General features: G+C 58.4%; 17 protein-coding genes and 1 pseudogene. 4 read left to right on the top strand and 14 right to left on the bottom strand.

All coding sequences use genetic code 11. The features are described 5' to 3' along the window. Positions 1 to 8: 8 nt before the first annotated feature. From TPH_RS02130 to TPH_RS02100, 7 genes are all read right to left on the bottom strand, one after another. A complete protein-coding gene (locus TPH_RS02130; protein ID WP_015049583.1) occupies positions 9 to 1,814 on the bottom strand; it encodes an aldehyde ferredoxin oxidoreductase family protein in 1,806 nt (601 codons plus the stop codon). After that, a complete protein-coding gene (locus TPH_RS02125; protein ID WP_015049582.1) occupies positions 1,814 to 2,296 on the bottom strand; it encodes a 4Fe-4S dicluster domain-containing protein in 483 nt (160 codons plus the stop codon). The genes TPH_RS02130 and TPH_RS02125 overlap by 1 nt, the downstream gene beginning before the upstream one ends. 556 nt (positions 2,297 to 2,852) lie before the next feature. Then, on the bottom strand, positions 2,853 to 3,326 hold the full coding sequence (locus TPH_RS02120; RefSeq protein ID WP_015049581.1) for a metallophosphoesterase: 474 nt from the start codon (positions 3,324 to 3,326) through the stop codon (positions 2,853 to 2,855). A gap of 15 nt (positions 3,327 to 3,341) precedes the next feature. Next, on the bottom strand, positions 3,342 to 3,935 hold the full coding sequence (locus tag TPH_RS02115) for an XTP/dITP diphosphatase (protein WP_015049580.1): 594 nt from the start codon (positions 3,933 to 3,935) through the stop codon (positions 3,342 to 3,344). Next, positions 3,928 to 4,653 (bottom strand): ribonuclease PH, encoded by a 726-nt coding sequence (rph, locus tag TPH_RS02110; protein ID WP_015049579.1) that lies wholly within the window; start codon positions 4,651 to 4,653, stop codon positions 3,928 to 3,930. Before rph ends, TPH_RS02115 begins: the two co-directional genes overlap by 8 nt. 160 nt (positions 4,654 to 4,813) lie before the next feature. Continuing rightward, positions 4,814 to 5,674, bottom strand: coding sequence for a glutamate racemase (gene murI, locus TPH_RS02105; RefSeq protein ID WP_037999595.1), 861 nt, complete (start codon positions 5,672 to 5,674; stop codon positions 4,814 to 4,816). A gap of 17 nt (positions 5,675 to 5,691) precedes the next feature. Then, positions 5,692 to 6,216, bottom strand: a complete 525-nt coding sequence (locus tag TPH_RS02100; RefSeq protein ID WP_015049577.1) for a DUF2179 domain-containing protein — start codon at positions 6,214 to 6,216, stop codon at positions 5,692 to 5,694. Positions 6,217 to 6,721: 505 nt separating this feature from the next. Here TPH_RS02100 and TPH_RS02095 point away from each other — a divergent pair. Then, positions 6,722 to 7,327: an acetate uptake transporter gene (locus TPH_RS02095; protein ID WP_015049576.1), complete on the top strand. Its 606-nt coding sequence runs from the start codon at positions 6,722 to 6,724 to the stop codon at positions 7,325 to 7,327. A 112-nt stretch (positions 7,328 to 7,439) separates the two neighbouring features. Here TPH_RS02095 and TPH_RS02090 read toward each other — a convergent pair whose 3' ends face one another. The 5 genes and pseudogenes from TPH_RS02090 to TPH_RS02075 form a co-directional block, all read right to left on the bottom strand. Beyond that, positions 7,440 to 9,530: an N-acetylmuramoyl-L-alanine amidase gene (locus TPH_RS02090; RefSeq protein ID WP_015049575.1), complete on the bottom strand. Its 2,091-nt coding sequence runs from the start codon at positions 9,528 to 9,530 to the stop codon at positions 7,440 to 7,442. A 99-nt stretch (positions 9,531 to 9,629) separates the two neighbouring features. Further along, entirely contained in the window at positions 9,630 to 10,262 is a 633-nt protein-coding gene (locus TPH_RS02085; protein WP_015049574.1) for a GerMN domain-containing protein, read from the bottom strand. Positions 10,263 to 10,351: 89 nt separating this feature from the next. Continuing rightward, a complete protein-coding gene (locus TPH_RS02080) occupies positions 10,352 to 10,633 on the bottom strand; it encodes a DUF503 domain-containing protein (protein WP_015049573.1) in 282 nt (93 codons plus the stop codon). A gap of 102 nt (positions 10,634 to 10,735) precedes the next feature. Further along, positions 10,736 to 10,855, bottom strand: a pseudogene (locus TPH_RS16405) (universal stress protein); the annotation flags it as partial. 133 nt (positions 10,856 to 10,988) lie between these two features. Then, on the bottom strand, positions 10,989 to 11,960 hold the full coding sequence (locus TPH_RS02075) for a magnesium transporter CorA family protein (RefSeq protein WP_015049572.1): 972 nt from the start codon (positions 11,958 to 11,960) through the stop codon (positions 10,989 to 10,991). A 452-nt stretch (positions 11,961 to 12,412) separates the two neighbouring features. Here TPH_RS02075 and TPH_RS02070 point away from each other — a divergent pair, with 452 nt between their 5' ends. Beyond that, positions 12,413 to 13,249 (top strand): amidohydrolase family protein, encoded by an 837-nt coding sequence (locus TPH_RS02070; protein WP_028991145.1) that lies wholly within the window; start codon positions 12,413 to 12,415, stop codon positions 13,247 to 13,249. A 279-nt stretch (positions 13,250 to 13,528) separates the two neighbouring features. Then, positions 13,529 to 15,043, top strand: coding sequence for a B12-binding domain-containing radical SAM protein (locus TPH_RS02065; protein WP_015049570.1), 1,515 nt, complete (start codon positions 13,529 to 13,531; stop codon positions 15,041 to 15,043). A 130-nt stretch (positions 15,044 to 15,173) separates the two neighbouring features. On the opposite strand, the gene TPH_RS02060 is transcribed toward TPH_RS02065, so the two are convergent. Beyond that, on the bottom strand, positions 15,174 to 16,502 hold the full coding sequence (locus TPH_RS02060; protein ID WP_015049569.1) for an MATE family efflux transporter: 1,329 nt from the start codon (positions 16,500 to 16,502) through the stop codon (positions 15,174 to 15,176). Between the two features lie 558 nt (positions 16,503 to 17,060). On the opposite strand from TPH_RS02060, the gene TPH_RS02055 reads away from it, so the two are divergent. Further along, a complete protein-coding gene (locus TPH_RS02055; RefSeq protein ID WP_015049568.1) occupies positions 17,061 to 17,606 on the top strand; it encodes a pyruvate kinase alpha/beta domain-containing protein in 546 nt (181 codons plus the stop codon). Here the strand turns inward: TPH_RS02055 and TPH_RS02050 are convergent. Then, positions 17,603 to 18,379 carry a polysaccharide deacetylase family protein gene (locus TPH_RS02050; protein WP_148275950.1) on the bottom strand — a complete coding sequence of 259 codons (777 nt, stop codon included), beginning with the start codon at positions 18,377 to 18,379 and terminating at the stop codon, positions 17,603 to 17,605. The genes TPH_RS02055 and TPH_RS02050 overlap by 4 nt on opposite strands. Positions 18,380 to 18,481 lie beyond the last annotated feature (102 nt).

Here is an 18,481-nt window from a genome sequence, read left to right as displayed (position 1 = left end):
TTCATGCGTTATTGGAGGCCTAGCTCTTGTAGCTTCTCTGGGGTCGGCCTGCCCTCAGCGTCCCATCCGCGCACCTCGTAGTACTCCGGAAGCATGACATCCAGTTTGCTGACCGCTCCCTTGCAGGGGCCGACCTTGACCGGCTCTTTTAAAATGCGCGGCGGCAGCGTATCGTCCGCTTTGGTAAAGCCGTTCGCCAGGAGGAAGAGTCGCTCCATGTTCCAGATCCTCTCGCCGATCTTCATTATTTCTTCAACGGTAAAGTCAATCCCTGTTGCAGCTGTGAGTTGTTCGGAAAGTTCCGGTGCTCCGATGGCAAATGTCAGGAAGAGGCAGATCCCGGAAGAGTCTACGGCCGCGGTGAGATCCTGGAAGATCTTCGTCCACTGAGCCTTCCCTTCGGTTGCCAGGTTGTCCAGCTTCTCCGGAATTCCCAATATCTCCGGAGCGGTCATATAGCCGCGGACATGGCAGCCGCCGCGGTTGTTGGTGGCGTAGTTGAGGCCCATCCCCTGCAGGACGCGCGGGTCGTAGGCGGCCATTTCCTGTTTCTTGCAACTCATCGACAGTTCCGGATGCCCGTACTTGCTGGCCAGACGGTAAGAACCTTCAGCTATATCATTGCCGAAACCTTCTCTGTAAGCAGCTTTTCTGGAAAGCTCAACCATTGCTGCCGCATTCCCGAATCCCAACGGTATCCCGGTTTCCTTCTCAGTAATGGCTCCAATTTCGTAGAGTTCAAAAGCACAAGCAATAGTGCTACCCAGTGTAATAGGATCCATCCCCAGCTCGTTGCAGTAGTTGTTGGCCTTGAGGATCGCCGCCAGGTCACCAACCCCACAGTCTGCCCCCAGCGACCACTGGGCTTCGTACTCGGGGCCCTCTCCGAATCCCTTATAAGGCCCTTCGGGTACACGGGTGATCCGCCCACAGCCAATGCCGCAGCCCATGCAGCCCTTGTTGCGAACCAGATAGGTCTTGGCCAGGGTTTCACCGCTGGTTTCCTCGGCGAACTGAAACTGCCCGGAATCGCGGAAGTTGTTGACCGGGTAACCACCGGATTGATCAAGGATGTTTACCAGTATTCCGGTGCCATAGGCAGGCAGCCCCTGACCGGTCACCGGATGGTTCTTGACCATTTCTCTCGCCTTCGCCAGCGCTTCCATGAAGGCATCGGGATCCGCTACCCTGACCGCTCCAGTTCCCTTGACCACTACCGCTTTCAGGTTTTTGGAGCCCATAACCGCTCCGACGCCGGAACGCCCGGCAGCACGGGTATAGTCGTTGACGACGCAGGCGAATTTAACCAGGTTCTCCCCTGCCGGCCCGATGCACGCCACCCGGGCATCGAAGTCGGTTTCATTGCGCAGGGTATCGGTCGTCTCATTGACGTCTTTGCCCCAGAGATGCTCTGCACTCCGGATCTCCACCTGATCGTCGTTGATCCAGAGATAAACCGGCTTCTCAGCTTTGCCTTCAATGATGATCCCGTCATATCCGGCGTATTTCAGTTCGGGCCCCCAATAGCCTCCTGAGTTTGATGCCGCCATAGCCCCGGTGAGCGGCGCCTTGCAGATAACATTGTAGCGACCGGCATTAGTTGCCAGTGTACCGGTCAGAGGACCGGTCATAAAGATTAAATTGTTTGCTTCACTAAGGGGATCGATCTCGGCGTCACATTCCTTGACCCAGAAGCGAGTCCCCAATCCCCGGGCACCGATATAATTCCTGGCCTCTATCGGGTCCAAGGGCTCTTTTTTAATGGTTCCGTCGCTTAAGTTCACACGCAGAATCCGACCTACCCAGCCGTACATTATTTGCTCACCTCCTGCAGCACCTCTTTGAATTTTGCAGCGTACGCCCGTTTCTTGGCCAGCGCCCCCGCCGTCGCCTCAACGTAAGTGATGGCTCCACCGGGACAGAACCGGGCGCACTGCGGATCGCCACCACAGAGGTCGCAGCGGAGAACCCGGTTCTTCACGGAATCATAGGAGGCATTGCCAAAGGGACAGGCCTGAATGCACATCTTGCAGCGGATGCACTTATTGTCATCTACCTCCAGGGCACCTGTCGCTATATTGCGCTTAAGCGCCCCCGTGGGGCAGACCTTTTCACACGCTGCAGTGTCACACTGCAGACACATCAGTGGTACAGAAATCCCCTCTTTCTCAAACTGCACCACATTGACCCGCGCCGCACTGGGGCGAAACTCTTTGTCATGTTTAAATGAACACGCCAGTTCGCAGGTGCGGCAGGATATACACTTCTCAGGATTGAGCATCAGTACCTTTGCCATCCGCAAGTCCGGCCTTCAACTCCGGCCAGACGCTTCACCTCCCTCTTTAATATTTGGCATACCAAGGGCATTCACTTTGTCACCCTGTACGCCTTTTCAGCTTTTTGTTACATCCTTTGTGATTTTCGCTATCAGAAGCTCTCCTCCCTAAAAACCCTCCTTTCCTCTTTTTTCATTGCCTTATGCCTTCTGACAAACTTTATCTTAATTTATCTCGGCATTTCTTTTCGCAAAAATCGTGCCAGTTATCGCAATGCAATAACAATAATCATCGAGAGCTCTGCCCTGGTAGAAACAACCTTCTTTGCACTCAGCAGCAGTGGAACAGGGATCCCCTTGTCTGCTTTCTATTAACAAAATTTATTAAAAAAGAAAAATGCCGCAAATGCGGCAACTTCTATCGAATTATCGGCACATTAACGGAATTTTGTTCCCTATTATTCTTTTTAATCTAAATAACGCCGCCCTGGGTACGGCCCCCAGCCATTCAGCAGCCTGAAGCCGGCGACTTCGTCCCTCCCGGTGCCGCCGGCGGCGGTACGGCGGCCCAAAAAGCTTACAGCTCATAAATCTCAGCCGAAAATCCTGAGCGCCGGAATTCCAGCACGGCAAAGCCGGGCCGCCCGGTAATCCGCGGCCAGGCAATGCTCCCCGGGTTCAGATAGAGGACGCCGTTTGCCACCTTTTTCAGGGGGACGTGAGTGTGCCCGTAAATGACAATTGAAGCTCCCACCTTTCCCGCACGCTCGGCAAGGCGCTCCAAGCCCCGCTTCACCCCGAAAAGGTGCCCGTGGGTGAGGTAGATGCGGTAACCCTCAACCTCCAGGATCTGTTCCTCCGGACCGGGTGCAAAGCGGTCGCAGTTCCCCGCAACCCCCTTGACCTCCACCCCACAGCCGTCGGCAAGCAAGAGGGCGTCCTCATAATAATCCCCGGCATGGAGCAGCAGGTCCAGCTGCCCCATCCTGCGGACGGCCTGCTCGGCCCTTTTCAGGTTGCCGTGCGAATCGCTCAGGATGCCGACCCGCATTGTCCCCTCTCACCCTTAAATCAGCCGTCTCAGCATATCCCGCGCTGCCCGCAGAGCCTGAGCGCGGTGGCTGATCCGGTTTTTCACCTCGGGGCCCAGCTCAGCAAAGGTCTTCCCCAGGGAGGGGACCAAGAAAAGCGGGTCGTAGCCGAAGCCCGCCCTCCCCCGCGGAGCAAGGGAGATCCTCCCATCACAAACCCCTTCACTTAAGAATTCCCGCCCCTCCGGAGTGACGATGGCGATCACGCAGCGGAAGCGCGCCCCCCGCCGGGCCATGGGTACACCCTCCAGGGCGGCAAGGAGCTTGCGGTTGTTGGCTTCGTCATTCTGTTCGGGTCCGGCGTAGCGCGAGCTGTAGACCCCGGGAGCGCCGTTGAGGTAGTCCACCTCCAGGCCGGAGTCGTCGGCCAGGGCAATAAGCCCGGTAGCCGCTGCGGCGGCGCGCGCCTTGATGAGGGCGTTCTCTCGGAACGTCCGGCCGGTTTCCCGGACTTCGGGGAGATCCGGGAAGTCCGCCAGTGAAAGGATCTCCACCGGCAGATCGCGGAGCATTTCCCCGTACTCGGCAATTTTACCCCTGTTCCTGCTAGCGATTACCAGTTTATTCATGGAGATTCCCCAGCACTTCCTTCTGGTAGGCAACAAGCCGTCTGATACCTGCAGAGGCCAGGCTGAGAAGATCGTACAGTTCCTCTTCCGTAAAAGGGGCACCCTCAGCAGTCCCCTGGACCTCGATGAATCGGCCATCCCCGGTCATGACCACGTTCATGTCCACTGCGGCCCGGGAATCCTCGGCATAACAGAGGTCCAGCCGCAGGCTGTCTTCCACCTTCCCCACGCTCACCGCAGCCACGTAGTCGCTCACAGGCAGCCTCTCCCAACCCTCCTGCTCCTTCAACTTCCGCAGGGCATCCACCAGGGCCACGAAAGCTCCCGTGATGGCGGCGGTGCGGGTGCCCCCGTCCGCCTGGATGACGTCGCAGTCGACCCAGATGGTCCGCTCCCCCAGAACGCTCAGGTCGACGACAGATCTCAGAGATCTGCCGATGAGACGCTGGATCTCGCAGGATCTCCCGTTGATCCTCCCCCTGGTGCTGTCCCGTGGCGTGCGGACCTCTGTGGAGCGGGGCAGCATGCTGTACTCTGCGGTCACCCAACCCTTTTCCTGCCCCTTTAAAAACGGGGGGACCTTGTCCTCGACGCTTGCAGAGCAAACCAGCTTCGTATCTCCGATTTCGATGAGGACCGAGCCTTCGGCGTACTTCAAATAGTTGCGGTGAATCCTGACCGGGCGCAGTTCTTCCGGTTTTCTGCCATCAGGGCGCATCTTCAACCATCTCCCTGGATATTCTTAAAAATAGGCGGCGGGGGTAAAACGAAACCCCGCAATCGCCCCGGGCGGCTCCCCCGGGAAACGGACCTCAGAACTACAGACCGCCTCTGGCGACAGGCACGCCGGCGACGCACTCCGGGTGATCCCCAACCTACTAACCCCCGACCTGCGGCCGGCCCAGAGACAGCCGCCGGCAATGATCCTCTACCCGGCCGTCGAGGCTAATGTGCTCGACGGAATAGGGAAACCCTCCCAGCAGCCTGCTGCCCACCATGTAGAAAGAGGTCACCGGCCCACTGGCGAAGAAGAGGTGGCGCGGCCCCTCACCTGCCGGGGCTTTCCCCTCCTTTAGCTTCAACATGTCGGCCAGCTCTTTCACCGCCTCCTGCGCCGGGTCCACCAACCTGACCCCGTCACCCAGGATCTGCCTGATCACCGGAGCGAGGAAGGGATAGTGGGTGCAGCCGAAAACCAGAGTGTCGATTCCCGCCTCCCGAAGCGGCCGGAGATAAGTGCGGGCGACCTGGTACGTCTCCTTCTCCTCAATGCATCCGTTCTCGATAAGGGGAACGAAAAGGGGGCAGGGCTGAGAGTAGACCCGAATGTCGGGGGCGCACTCCTGGAATGCCTTCTCGTAGGCCCCGCTTTCCACGGTGGCCTTAGTGGCGATGACGCCGACCCTCTTATTCCTGGTGACCCTGGCGGCCGCCCGCACACCGGGGCCGATCATTCCGATAATGGGAACGGGAAACCTTTCCCTCAAATAAGGCAGCGACAGTGAGGAACTGGTGTTGCAGGCTGCGACGACCGCCTTCACGGCAAACTGCAGCAAAAAACTGACTATCTCCGTTCCAAAGGCGATGATTTCCTCGGGGCGGCGGGAACCGTAGGGGAGATGAGCGGTATCCCCGAAATAAATGACCTGCTCCTGCGGAAAGCGCTTCCAAAGGCAGTGTACTACCGTCAGGCCGCCCACCCCGGAATCAAAGATCCCAATGGGCTGCGTCTTATTCAAGCAACCTTCATCTCCGTTCACTTTGCTTTTCTGCGCCCGAAAACCCCTCCCATTTTCGCGCGCGCCTCACTCACAGATATAAAGGGATGCTCACCCGTCTCATTGAGCAGAGAGAATAGCCTCTCACGGTCGCGGCGCCTGATGACGACGAGGATCACCTGGTGCCTTCCCTCCACTCCATCGGCGTCCCAGACGGTAACCCCGAACCCGGCATCCCGAAGCATCTCGGCAATCCGGGTCGGGTAACTGCGGGGGATGATCTGCACCGTCAGAAAGCCGATGGCAAGCTTCTCCTCGATAAAGGCACCCAGAATATTGCCGCAGGCAAAACCCGAAGCGTAAAAAAAGAAACTCCCAACGCTGTTGAGATTCTGAAACACCATCTGCAGAGCAACGATATAAAGCAGGGCCTCGACAAAACCGATACCCCCCGCCTCCCAGGCGCACCCCCGCACCAGGAAGAGCGTTCGCACCGTCGCCAGGGACATATCGGCAACGCGGGCGACAAAAATGAACAGCCAGCCGAGCCAAAGGGATTCCACCAATTTCCACCTCATCCGCTGCCCGGATCTTCCGAATTCTATTAGATTATATCACAGAGCTCCGGCGGAAGGAATTCAGAGCCGAAAGCTACCAACAGCGGATGAGCCCGGGCTTGTATTGGGGCAATAATGCGCCATTTTGGCGGAAAACACCTGGATCTCTATTTTTAGACCGGGTTGAACAATACCCTTCATTCACAATATAATTTACCCAACCCTGGAAATATTCAGTACTTTCCTTCCAAACCAACCGTTCGATTTGGACACGCACTCCCATAAAAAGACCTCGTATAACATTATTCACCTCCCTACCCTTTCAGCACTGCGCCGAGAAAAATTTCCATGTGATGAAGCAGGTGTTTTATTCATAAATTTCATAATAAAATACACTCCCTGTAGGGAGAGAGCCCTCAGAGGGGGTGAGAATGGCCTTACCCTGACACAACAAGCTCACAGAACTTTTCTCCTTCCAAAACAATGGGAGAATACAAAGGGGGGAATTAAGATGTCCGAAAACAAACTCCCGACGGAAGTGAGCCAGGTTGCGGCTACCGCAGATCCCTCCCCACTCGGGCTCGGCGGATTCGCCTTGACCACATTCGTGCTCAGCGTAGCCAACGCTCAGCTCATTGCCCCTGCCGCCAAAGCGGCCTTCCTCGGCCTGGCCTTCTTCTACGGCGGCCTCGCCCAGCTGCTGGCAGGGATGCAGGAGTTCAAGAAGAACAACGTTTTCGGGGCCACAGCTTTCTCGACCTACGGCGCCTTCTGGCTCTCCCTCGCCACCCTGGTGCTCCTGGAAGCGCTGGGTGTGATCAACTGGCAGGGATTCGCCGGCCAGGCACTCGGGGTCTTCCTGCTCGGATTCACCATCTTCAACACCTACATGTGGCTGGCTTCATTCAGGGTTAATGCTGCCGTCTGCGGCGTCTTCACCACATTGGAGATCACCTTCATTCTGCTGGTACTGGCGGAATTCGGCTTTATCTCCAGCGTTCCCGGAGGAATCATGGGTATCATCACAGCCCTCATCGCCTGGTACGCCTCGGCTGCAGGTGTTATCAACTCGGTCTGCGGGCGCATCGTACTTCCCGTCTGGCCGCTGAAAAAATAATAGGCCATCCTAGCCAAACTGAGGCCTGCTGCCGGACAACGGGCAGCAGGCCTCTTCCTTTTGCTGAGTATCCGCTCGACTTTCCGGCCTCATCCCAAAGGAGGCCGTTGGACTAGCCGGCTAAAAACCTGGCAATGGCGCGGGCTATAGCCTCGGCGACCCGGCGCCGGAAGTCGTCGCTCGCCAGCAGCTGCTCCTCGTTGTAGTTGCTGATGAAGGCCACCTCGCAGAGAGCAGCAGGCATCTGGGTATTCCTCAAAACCGAGAAGTTCTCCTCAAAGATTCCTGCATTCCGCAGCCCCAGAGCACTCACCATCTCCTCCTGGAGCAGCTCCGCCAGGTAGAGGCGTTCATCCCGCTGCTGCCCCAAAGTGGTACCGATCGGCGCATAGGTGTAGGTAGCCGTGCCCCCCATACTCCGGTTGATTGAGGCGTTGCAGTGAATGCTCACGAAGACCGCAGCACCCATGCCGTTCGCCAGCTGCGCCCGCGGCAGGAGGTCGACGGTGTAATCCCCATCCCGCGTCAGGACCACCTGGTAGCCCTGCCCCCGCAGGATCTCGGCGACTATTTGGGAAATCGCTAAATTAACATCCTTTTCCCTGAGGCCGGTCGGCCCCACGGCACCGGGATCGCTTCCCCCATGCCCGGGGTCAATGACGACCAAACTGCCTGCCGCCCCCGCTGCCTCCAGCCGCAGGGTCAGGCAGCGGCCGCCGTCCTCCCTTGCCGCAGCATAGGACACCCTGCACTTCGTCTCCACAACCAGCCGGGCGACATCGGCCTGAAACTGCCCGATCCTGGCTTCGGTGAACCCTTCCAGCCCGATGCTCTTCTCCCACCCGAGGAGGAACGGGTGAATGACTAAGCCGCTAAAGTCGAAGACCAGCCGCCTGGGGTTAAGCAGGGTAAAGGCCTGATAGTCGAGAGGCGCCGTACCGGCAAGTCTCAAAACCAACTCCTCACCCTCGACGTCGGCCTCAATCCGGTTGATCTGATTGGGGACCTCGATCCTCAGCTCTCCCGGGGGGCCCTTCTGCACCCGGTAGTAGACGGGCAAAGGCTCATCGGTGAATCTGACCTCCACCAGAGCGGTCCCCGGCTGGGCGGACGAGAACTTAGTGACGACTCTGTCCACCCCGGCCTTGCCGACGGCAATACTCTGCGGGGTGCGGATAAGGGTTACTCCGGGCACCGTCACCACGAGGTTTCCGTCATCTTCCTCCCACGAGTACACAGTATCACTGTGCCCGATAAGGGTGATGAGGACGCCCCCTGCCTGCGAAACGGCCTGCACTTCCAGGGTGCCCGGGTCCCCCCGCTGCGGCGGGCGCGTCTCGTGAGCCTCGACGTAATCACCGCAGATCCAGCCCGTTTTCCCCTGGTATTCAACCCGGTACCAGTTGTTGGTGCTGCGCGCCGAAGCCTGCAGGAGATCCCCGGCGCGCACCTGTCCCAGGATGCCGTACTCGGTACCGGGCCCCGACCTGATGTTGACGACACTTCCCGTTACGGTGAGGTAAAGCCTCACCGGGGTTATCCCGGGCTCCTCCCCGTTCTTTACCCGGAGCCCGCCGTTGATCATAACGACCGCCTCAGCCCGGGTTATGGCGCCGAGCGGCCGGAACGTGCCGTCCGGAAACCCGCTGATCACCCCTTCCGCCACCAGGGAGGCCACCGCGGGGCGCGCCCACGAGGCGATCTGCCAGGCATCGGCAAACTTCAAGGGCGCCGTTTTCTCCGTCCCGAGAACCCCCTTTAAAACGCCGGCGGCCTCCTGCCGGTTAATCCGTTGGTGCGGCCGAAAGGTGCCGTCGGGGTAGCCCTTGATGTAACCGTAGCCGGCCGCCGCCCGCACCGCCCCGGCGAACCAGTCGTCAGGGCGAACGTCGGAAAAGGCCGGCCCCGTTCCGGAGATCCCAAAGGCACCGTTCACCATGGCGACGAATTCGGCGCGGGTGATTCCCCGGTCGGGCTGAAAGGTGCCGTCAGGGTAACCGCTGACATAACCCTGCGCAAGGGCCTTTTCGATCTCCCCCTGCGCCCAGTGCCCCCGGACGTCGGCGAACTCCCCCGCTTCCGCTGGAGGCGAAAAGAAGACCAAACCTATAGCCAGAAGCCCCAGCAGCAAAGAAGCGAAAAGGCCCCTCCCAGGATGCTGACTTCCTGACCGGCAGCCTTTTCTGCAGACAAACACCGACATAGAACCACCCTCTTTTCACCATTGCTGCTGCTCTGCTGGATAATTCGACACCAATTGCCAGCAGACCTGCCTGGTGGGAGGGTGGTAATTTCAACCAGATCAGCTTTTGACAAAAGAGAGGTTCCTCAAGAGGGGGGTGTCCACCGGAATGTGCTTGGCAAAGGTCTTGCGGTTCTGCCCCTCGACCAGGATCTGGACGCTCTTGACCGTTGGAAACTCGGTCAGGGTATTGACGACGGAGTAAACGGCCAGGGCCTCCGCCCGCGGGTCGTCCCCGGGGATTTTGGTGGCCTCCAGATTCAGGTCGACGACGCAGGAGCCGTCAGGCTTGATGTTGAGGTCGAGCACCTCCGCCCCCGGCGGCAGTGCCGAAGAGAGCTCCCCTTCCGTTTCCCCCTCGCAGAGGGCATCCAGCGCCGCCCTGGCAATGCCCTCCACCTTAGGTATCTCCCTGGCCTCCGCCACCAGATAGCGGCCATCAGCGTCCAGGAAGTAGAGAACCACCTTTACCATCTCCTGCTCCGGCGGAACGGTCACATCCGCGGCCAGGGGATCCTCGAACTCTTCCTGCACCGGCTCCTCCAGCTGTTCGCCGGCGCCCAACCTTTCCCGGAGAGTGCACCCCCCCATGACCATCAGCGCCAAAACCAGCACCATAAGGATCAGGTAATAGAGGCTCCTGCGGCGTTGCTCGTTGATCTCCTCTTCAATCCTTCGAAAGTCCCATGCCATGATAACCCTCCTTCCTTTTAATGGATTTTGTTCCTTATTAAACCTATGAGAGGAAGGAGGGAATTATGCCGTCTGCATCAATAAAAGGGTCAGATGATCTCAATATTGTAGTCGATCACCTGCGACTGCTTCTGCCTCTCCAGAAACCTAATCACGGAGTTCAAAACTTGATAAGCGTGGTTCCTCTCATTGCTCACACAGGCAAAGGCGATCGTCGACCGCTGCCAGAGGTCCTGCTGCCCCACTTCGGCAATGGAAACGTTGTGGTGCGCCTTCACCCTGTCCAGCATGCTCTTTAAAATACGCCTCTTGCCCTTCAGGGAATCCGCTTCCCCCAGGAAAAGCTCCATAGTACAGAGTCCTACAACCATCGCAACCCCCACCTGCAGACGTGAAGTGACAGGAGCAAGAGGCCCCTGTCCCGGTTACGGCATCTGCTGCCGCAGCGTTACGCTGTCGTAATTAAGGTAATTTTATCCCTCTTTGCTCCCTTCTCTGTCACCCTGCTCTCTCACCAGCAGAACGTCACACGGTGCGTTGTGGACAATGTACTCGGCGATACTTCCGAGCGTCAAGGCGCTGCCCTTTGCTCCCCACCTGCCATGACCCCCTCCCCCTTTCTCCCGCTCGAAAGCGGCCTTTAATTCATTATAACCTGCCGGGGGCGGGGAGCGCTATCTTTTCCACTAGATGGCGAGCATTCAGACGAGACCTCACACTACTATGTCAAAACATCCGCCAGCGCGCCAGGGCATAGGCGGCCATTCCGCACAACCCCAGCGTTACCCCCATGATTCCCGCAAAGGCCAAAGGGGAGTGCTGGAAGGGCAGAGCCACGTTCATCCCGTAAATGCTCGCAACAATGGTCGGCAGGGAAAGCACAATGGTCACCGACGTCAAGAACTTCATCACCGCGTTCAGGTTGTTGGAGATGATGGAGGCATAAGCATCCATCGCCCCGGTCAGAATCGAGCTGTAGATGGTGCTCATCTCAATGGCCTGCTTATTCTCCGTAATGGCATCCTCCAGAAGGTCCTGATCCTCGGGATACATCTTAATCAGCATCGATGCCGGGGCTTCCTCCGCGTTGATCAGCTGGGTACGGGTGAGCTTCTCCATCACGATCCCGTTAGCCCTCAAGGAGGTGGTGAAGTAAACAAGGCTCTTCTGAATCTCCAGCATCTCCAAGAGCGCTTCATTCCTCATGGAGCGAGAAAGACGCTGTTGGAGTTCCGTGCTGCGCTTGTCGAGCCGGCGCAGGTAGCGCAGGTAAAGCGCTGCCGTCTTGATCAGAACGATCAGCAAAAAACGCGTTTTCATGAAGGTGTAGAGCATGCTGTCGTGCATCAGCTCCTGAAAGAGGGGGTTGTCGTCAAGGCAGACCGTCACCAGGTGGTCCTTGGTTACGATGATCCCCAGCGGGATGGCGTCGTAGAACTCGGCCTCCCCGTGCTGCCTGGTAACGGGTATCTTGATGATGATCAGGATCTGTCCCGTATCCACCTCGATCCGCGGCCTTTCCTCATCGTCCAGGGGATGCCTGAGGAGGTCGCGGTTGATCCCCGTATGCGTGCTCACCCTGTTGAGCTCCTCATCCGTGGGGTTGATGAGACAGATCCAGGCGCCTTTTTCGTAAAGATGATCGCCCTCGTCGATTTCCAGCAGCTGCTCTTCCACTGTACGGTAGACCTTCAGCATCTTTCTCACCGTCCTTTCTTTTCGGCCCGCTCAAAAAAAATCCTTTCCCAAAAAATTTCTTCATTAAACTATTAACAGAAGAAGCTTTCCTCAAAAAAATCAATCCGCAAAGAATCTACAAGAGCTACGGTTAGCATAGCAGACACAATCCTCAATTTGCAAGCAAAATGTGAAGTGCACACCCGATCTCCCGCGCTTTTCCAAAAATGTGCTGCTCCAAGAAGGAATCGGCAGCAGAGGAGCCGAATTACTGAGATTAAGGCGCTCACCCCGCAGTAGAGAGGCGGCGTAGAGGGTCCCCGTCCCCTGCAGGCCGCTCGCAACCGCCCCATTAATTATATTCCAACAGCCGGCAACTGACGACCAGCTGCCCTTATCCTGAGGCGGCGTTCAAACCTTATTCTCGTGTCCTTCAGGGTGAGGAGCCCGCAAATTCCATGGGGGGATCAAAGATGAAAATCGACGTCCACGTCCACATCCTGTCGCCCGATTTCATCAAGGACATCAAGAAAAACCTCGACAGAGACGCCCACTTCAAGCTGCTGCACGACAACCCTAAGGCCAGGTTTGCCACAGCCGAAGATGTCCTGGAAAACATGGAGAAAACGGGGATCGACAGATCGGTAGTCTTCGGCTTCTCCTGCCTCGATCTGGGGATGGCCCGGGAGGCCAACGACTACGTCATCGAAACGGTCAGGCGCTACCCCGACCGCTTCATCGGCTTTGCCATCGTTCCCCCGCAGGACCCGGGGATGGAGAAGGAGCTCCGGCGCTGCCGGGAAGCGGGGCTCAAGGGAGTAGGGGAGGTGATCCCCGCCGCCGTCCACACCGACATCTCCGACCAGCAGCAGGTAGAGCGGTTCACCGCCGTCTGCCGGGAACTCGATCTGCCGATCCTGATGCACACCAACGAACAGGTGGGGCACTACTACCCCGGCAAAGGGAAGATCGGTCCCGAACAGGCTTACCTCTTCGCCATCAACAACCCCGATAACAAAATCATCTTCGCCCACTGGGGAGGCGGCCTTTTCTGCTATGAGCTGATGCCGGAGGTGCACGAGTCCCTGCGGCACGTCTATTACGACAACGCAGCATCCCCCTTCCTCTTCCGTCCCCAGGTCTACGCCGCCGCCCGCCTAGCAGGGGTGCTGCCGAAAGTGCTACTGGGAAGCGACTTCCCCCTGCTCTCACCGGCGCGCTACTACAAGGAATGGGCGGCTACCGATCTCACCGAGGAGGAGAAAAGGGGGATCTGGGGGGAAAATGCCGCCCGCTTCCTGGGGCTCTGACGGACAAAGACCTCGTCCGTCAAACGGGCAGGCAGCGGCGATAAGCGGCATCCCACTCCGTTCTCCCGCCTGATCGGCCGGGAAAGCGTTCCGGCCATTCAGCACCGGGCTCTGCGAGGAAAAACGGGTGGTGAAAAAATTCCGGAAGAACGGCCGTTGCGGCGCCTTCGTGGGGGTGGTGGTAATGCATAATAATCCCACCGGCAAGGGAAAATGTTTTCAGCAGACACCTTTGCGGTCCTGGTAATGTGTGCTAAGATGGTACAAAGGAGTGAGAACATGAAAGTACTGTTCGTTTACCCTCAGTACCCCGAGAGCTTCTGGAGCTTCAAGCACGCCCTCAAGTTCATCGGAATCAAGGCCGCCCACCCACCTCTGGGCCTCCTGACGGTGGCGGCCATGCTGCCGGAGGATTGGGAGAAGAGGCTGGTGGACATGAACGTCCGAAAACTGCGGGAAGAGGATCTGCTCTGGGCGGACTACGTCCTGATCAGCGCCATGTCCATTCAGCAGAATTCGGTGAGGGAGGTTCTGAACCGCTGCCGGCAGCTGGGCGTGAAGGTCATCGCCGGCGGCCCCCTCTTCACGTCGGAGCCGGAAAAGTTCCCCGAAGTGGATCACCTCATCCTCAACGAAGCGGAAATCACCCTGCAGGCCTTTCTGGAAGACCTGGAGAAGGGCTGCCCAAAGCGCATCTACACGACGGAGGAGCTGCCTCCACTCGACCGGACGCCGGTTCCCCTGTGGGAACTGATCAACATGAAGGACTACTCCACGATGAGCGTCCAGCTTTCCCGCGGCTGCCCCTACGACTGCGAGTTCTGCGACATCACCACCCTCTTCGGGCGCAAGCCGCGCCTGAAGTCGGCTCCACAGTTCATCAAAGAGCTCGATGCCCTCTACGAACACGGCTGGCGGGGCGGAGTCTTCATCGTTGACGACAACTTCATCGGCAACAAGGTGCTGCTGAAGAAGGAGATCCTGCCCTCCCTGATCACCTGGATGGAGAAGCGCAAAAATCCCTTCTGGTTCATCACCGAGGCTTCTATCAACCTCGCCGACGACGAAGAGCTGATGCTCATGATGCAGAAGGCGGGCTTCACCTCCGTCTTTATCGGCATCGAAACCCCGAGCGAGGAGAGTCTAAAAGAGTGCAACAAGTTCAACAACGTCAACCGCGACCTCATTGCCTCGGTCAAGAAGATACAGCGATACGGGATGCAGGTGAGCGGCGGGTTTATCGTCGGCTTCGACAGCGACACCCCCTCGATCTTCGAGAGGCAGATCAGTTTTATCCAGCAGAGCGGAATCGTCACCGCCATGGTGGGGCTTCTCCACGCCCCGGTGGGAACGAAGCTCTTCAAACGACTGAAAAGAGAAAACCGCCTGCTGCCGACGGATTTCACGGGAAACAACACCGACCTGGCGATCAACTTTATACCCAAGATGGATCTGAAGAAGCTGATCGAAGGCTATCAGAAAATCGTCACCACCATCTACGACCCGGCGCGCTACTACGAGCGCATCATGGAGTTCTTCAAGGAATTCCGGCCGGCCAGAAAGAAGAGCATCACCATGCTGCGCTTCTGCTACGTCAAGGCCCTCTTCCGGGCAATGGTGATCCTCGGGTTCCTGGAAAAGGGGCGCCGCCACTACTGGAAGCTCCTGCTGAACACCCTGGTAAAATACCCGCGCTTCTTCCCGGAGGCGGTGACCTTTGCCATCTACGGGCACCACTTCCGGAAGATCTTCAGCAAGTACCAGCCCCACCTGGAAGGAGGCAAATACGGGTAAGCAGACGGGCAGCAGATGAGGAGAACAGCCAAAAACCCTCTCAGGAGGGTTTTTTCTTTATAAGACAGCTGGGCGCTCCTTCCTTCCCGGGCATCAGAACAGCCGAGCCAATAGAACCTCTGCAGGGAGATCAGGCGTACTCGATCTGTTTCCAATGCCCCATTCTAAACAGCAGGGTGAGGGAGGCGGCGCGCACCGACCAGTCCAGAGCGGTAATCACCCAGACGGCGGGAAGCCCGAAGCGCAGCACATAGACGGATAGATAGAGCAGAGGTATTCTGAGAAGCCAGGTGCTGAGCACGGTAACCATCGCCGGGGTCCTGGTATCCCCGGCCCCGCGCAGGGCACCCGCAAAAACCATCTCCAAAGCGATCGACGGCTGTTCCAGAGCGGCGATACGCAGGCAGAGGGCACCGAGGGAAGCGACCTGAGGATCGCTCGTAAAAATGCCCACCACCGGTCCGGGGAGGGCCAGGAACAGAAAGGCAAATCCGCCCATTACCAGCAGAGCCATACGGGCAGCCGTCACTGCGTTGGCAGAGGCGCCGTCCGGGTTACGGGCGCCCAGGTTTTGTCCGACCAGGGTGGTGGCGGCCACCGCAAAGCCGTAGCCGGGCATGTAGGAGAGGGATTCGGCCGTCAGGACTACCTGATGGGCGGCAAAGGGAACGGTCCCCAGGCCGGCCAACATGAAACTGCCGATGATCCAGCCCAGATCCATCAGCGCCTGCTCACACCCGGCGGGAAGACTCAGCCTGACAATGCTCTTGATGAGAGCAAAGTCACAGCTGCGCAACACCTCTTTTAAGGAAACCCGCAGCCCGGTCACTCCTGAAAACAGCAGAGAAAGGACGACGCAGCAGCAGAATACCTGGGTGCAGGCAGTGGCTATAGCCGCACCCCGCATCCCCAGGGCCGGAAAACCCAGCTTGCCGAAGATCAGGACGTACTCGATCCCGATGTGCACGACATTGGCAAGGGCGGCAACCAGGAGGGGGATCCTGGTCATCCCCGCCCCCCGGAAGATCCCGTTCCCGATGAAGTAGACCAGAGAAAAGGCTGCGCTCAGCCCGGTGATCCTAATGTAGACGGCGGCGAGGTGCTGCACAGCCGGCTCAAATCGAAAAAGTGCGGCCACATCCCCGGCGAAACGGTAGATGACAAAGGTAACTACCCCTCCCGCCAGGAAGGCCAGGATAAGGGCATGCCCCGCCACCCTCCCGGCGCGCCGCATATCCCCGGCGCCGATCGCCCTGGCGATCAGCGCGGTGGCCCCAGCCGACATGGCGGAAAAGATAAAGATTACTGAGAAGAAAATCTGGGCGCCTAACCCTACCGCTGCCAGTGGCCGGGCGCCGAGCCGCCCGACAAAGGCCACGTCCACGAAATCCAGCAGCATGTAAAGGAGCATTTCGCAAACCGCGGGCCAGGCCAGGTTGAAGATCCTGCGTCTGATCATAAGCTTGAGCTCCTGAAGGCTGTTTCACCGCAATGGCTTCTGCGTCCCTTTCGCCTCTCCTGTACCTGCCATCAATAAGGCCCAAGAGGCAGAAGGCATATATTTTCATATATTCTCCTTTATTCTCCCCCGGCCCTGCATCTCCTCTTCACAGCCCAAAGCCGCATGAAGGTGAGCGCTGCCGGCCTCAAGGCCGGCGCTTTTCTCAAAACCAGGCTCCCCTCCGGCAGAGGAAACGGCCGCCCTCATCGGCGGCACCAACAGGGAAACGAAAAGGGTTTATCTTCGTCGGCGCAGCGACCTTACGAGCGACCTCACGGAGGTTGTTACTCGCCTTTGACGAAGGAGCCTGGCGAGAGGCCGAAGTGAGACGGGACGTCGAGATGGGCGCCTTTTGCCCGCAACGGCTTTTTCTGGTAGAATAAATCTGACCCGGGAACCGCAGTATAAGGCGCGGCGAGACGCAGCCGTTTCCGATAAACTCTGGAAACGCTTTCTCGTTCTGCCCGGGCTAACGGGATTTCCTTAAAGAAGCCATCGTCAAAGGAGTGAACAAGGATGTACTGGAAGAATAAGGGGGCGGCGAATACCGCCGCTACGGCGGAGGCCGCCGTCAAAAGGGCGCAGGAGCTGGGGATCCGCCACGTAGTGGTGGCCTCCTGCAGCGGCTCCACGGTGGAGCACTTCCTGGATAAAGGGCTGGAGGTGGTCTGCGTCACCCATCACGTCGGCTTCACGAGCCCCGGAGAGGATGAGATGCCACCCGCCGTAAGGGAAAAGCTCGCCGCCAAGGGGGTGCGCATCCTGACGACGACCCACCTCCTGGCGGGCGTCGACAGAGCCCTGCGCAACAAATTCGGCGGCGTCTATCCCGCGGAAATCATCGCCCAGACGCTGAGAATGTTCGGACAGGGGGTCAAAGTCTGCGTGGAGGTAGCGGGGATGGCCCTCGACGCCGGCCTCATCCCTTACGGCCAGGAGGTCATCGCAGTAGGCGGATCGGGGACCGGCGCCGATACCGCCGTCGTCATCGTCCCGGCCCACTCCAACAACATCTTCGACACCAAGATCAAGGAAATCATCTGCAAGCCCCGGGAGTTCTAGCGGCTCCCGGGCTTCCTTTTCTGCAGCCCGCTGTGCCTCTCGATGTAGTAATCCCCCTTGATCAAGAGCTCGGAAACCGGCACAATCTTATACCCCTGGTCTCTAAGGCTCTTCAAAATCACAGGGAGCGCCTCGGGAGTGTACTTGGCGTTGTTGTGGAAGAGGACGATCGCCCCCGGATGGGCGTTTTTTAAGACCCGGTCGACCACCGCCTCCACCCCGAGCTCCTGCCAGTCGAGGGAATCGACGCTCCACTGGATCACCTCATAACCGAGCTTCCGGGCGGCCCTGATGTTGGTATTGTTGTATTCACCAAAAGGGGGTCGAAAAAGGCGGGTGCGCTTCCCCGTGAGCTTGAAGATCATCTCCTCGTTGTCCTTCAGCTCTTCGATGAACTCTTCCTCCGAGAGCTCGTTGCAGTGAGGGTGGGTCGAGGTGTGGTTCCCCAGCTCGTGCCCGGCGGCGGCAATGGCCTTCACCATTTCCGGGTACTTCTTGACCCAGATGCCCGTTAGAAAAAAGGTGGTCTTGATGTCGTTCTCCTCGAGGATCTTCAGCAGCGTCGGGGTATAATCGGCACCCCAGGCGGCATCGAAAGAGATGGCCAGCTTCTTTTCCCTGATGTCCACCGCATAAATGGGCACCTCCCGGTCGGCGGCGTTGAAGACCCCTCCAACCCCCCCGCAAAGGCCGGAGAAACAGATGACGCCCGCCAGCAGCAGAGTTGCCAGCGCGCCCCAGCACAGCAAACGCCTTCTCCTCAAGAGAACCATCGGCACGACAGGCCCACCCCTTCCCCGCTTTTTGTTACTAAATATTATTCGGCGCCCGGCAGGTTCATGCGATGAAGAGCTGTCGGGACAACCCCCGCCGTT

Source organism: Thermacetogenium phaeum DSM 12270 (assembly GCF_000305935.1).
In the GTDB taxonomy this organism is placed as follows: domain Bacteria; phylum Bacillota; class DSM-12270; order Thermacetogeniales; family Thermacetogeniaceae; genus Thermacetogenium; species Thermacetogenium phaeum.
The sequence above is the reverse complement of the archived record's forward strand: the minus strand, read 5'-3'. Positions and strand labels throughout refer to the sequence as shown.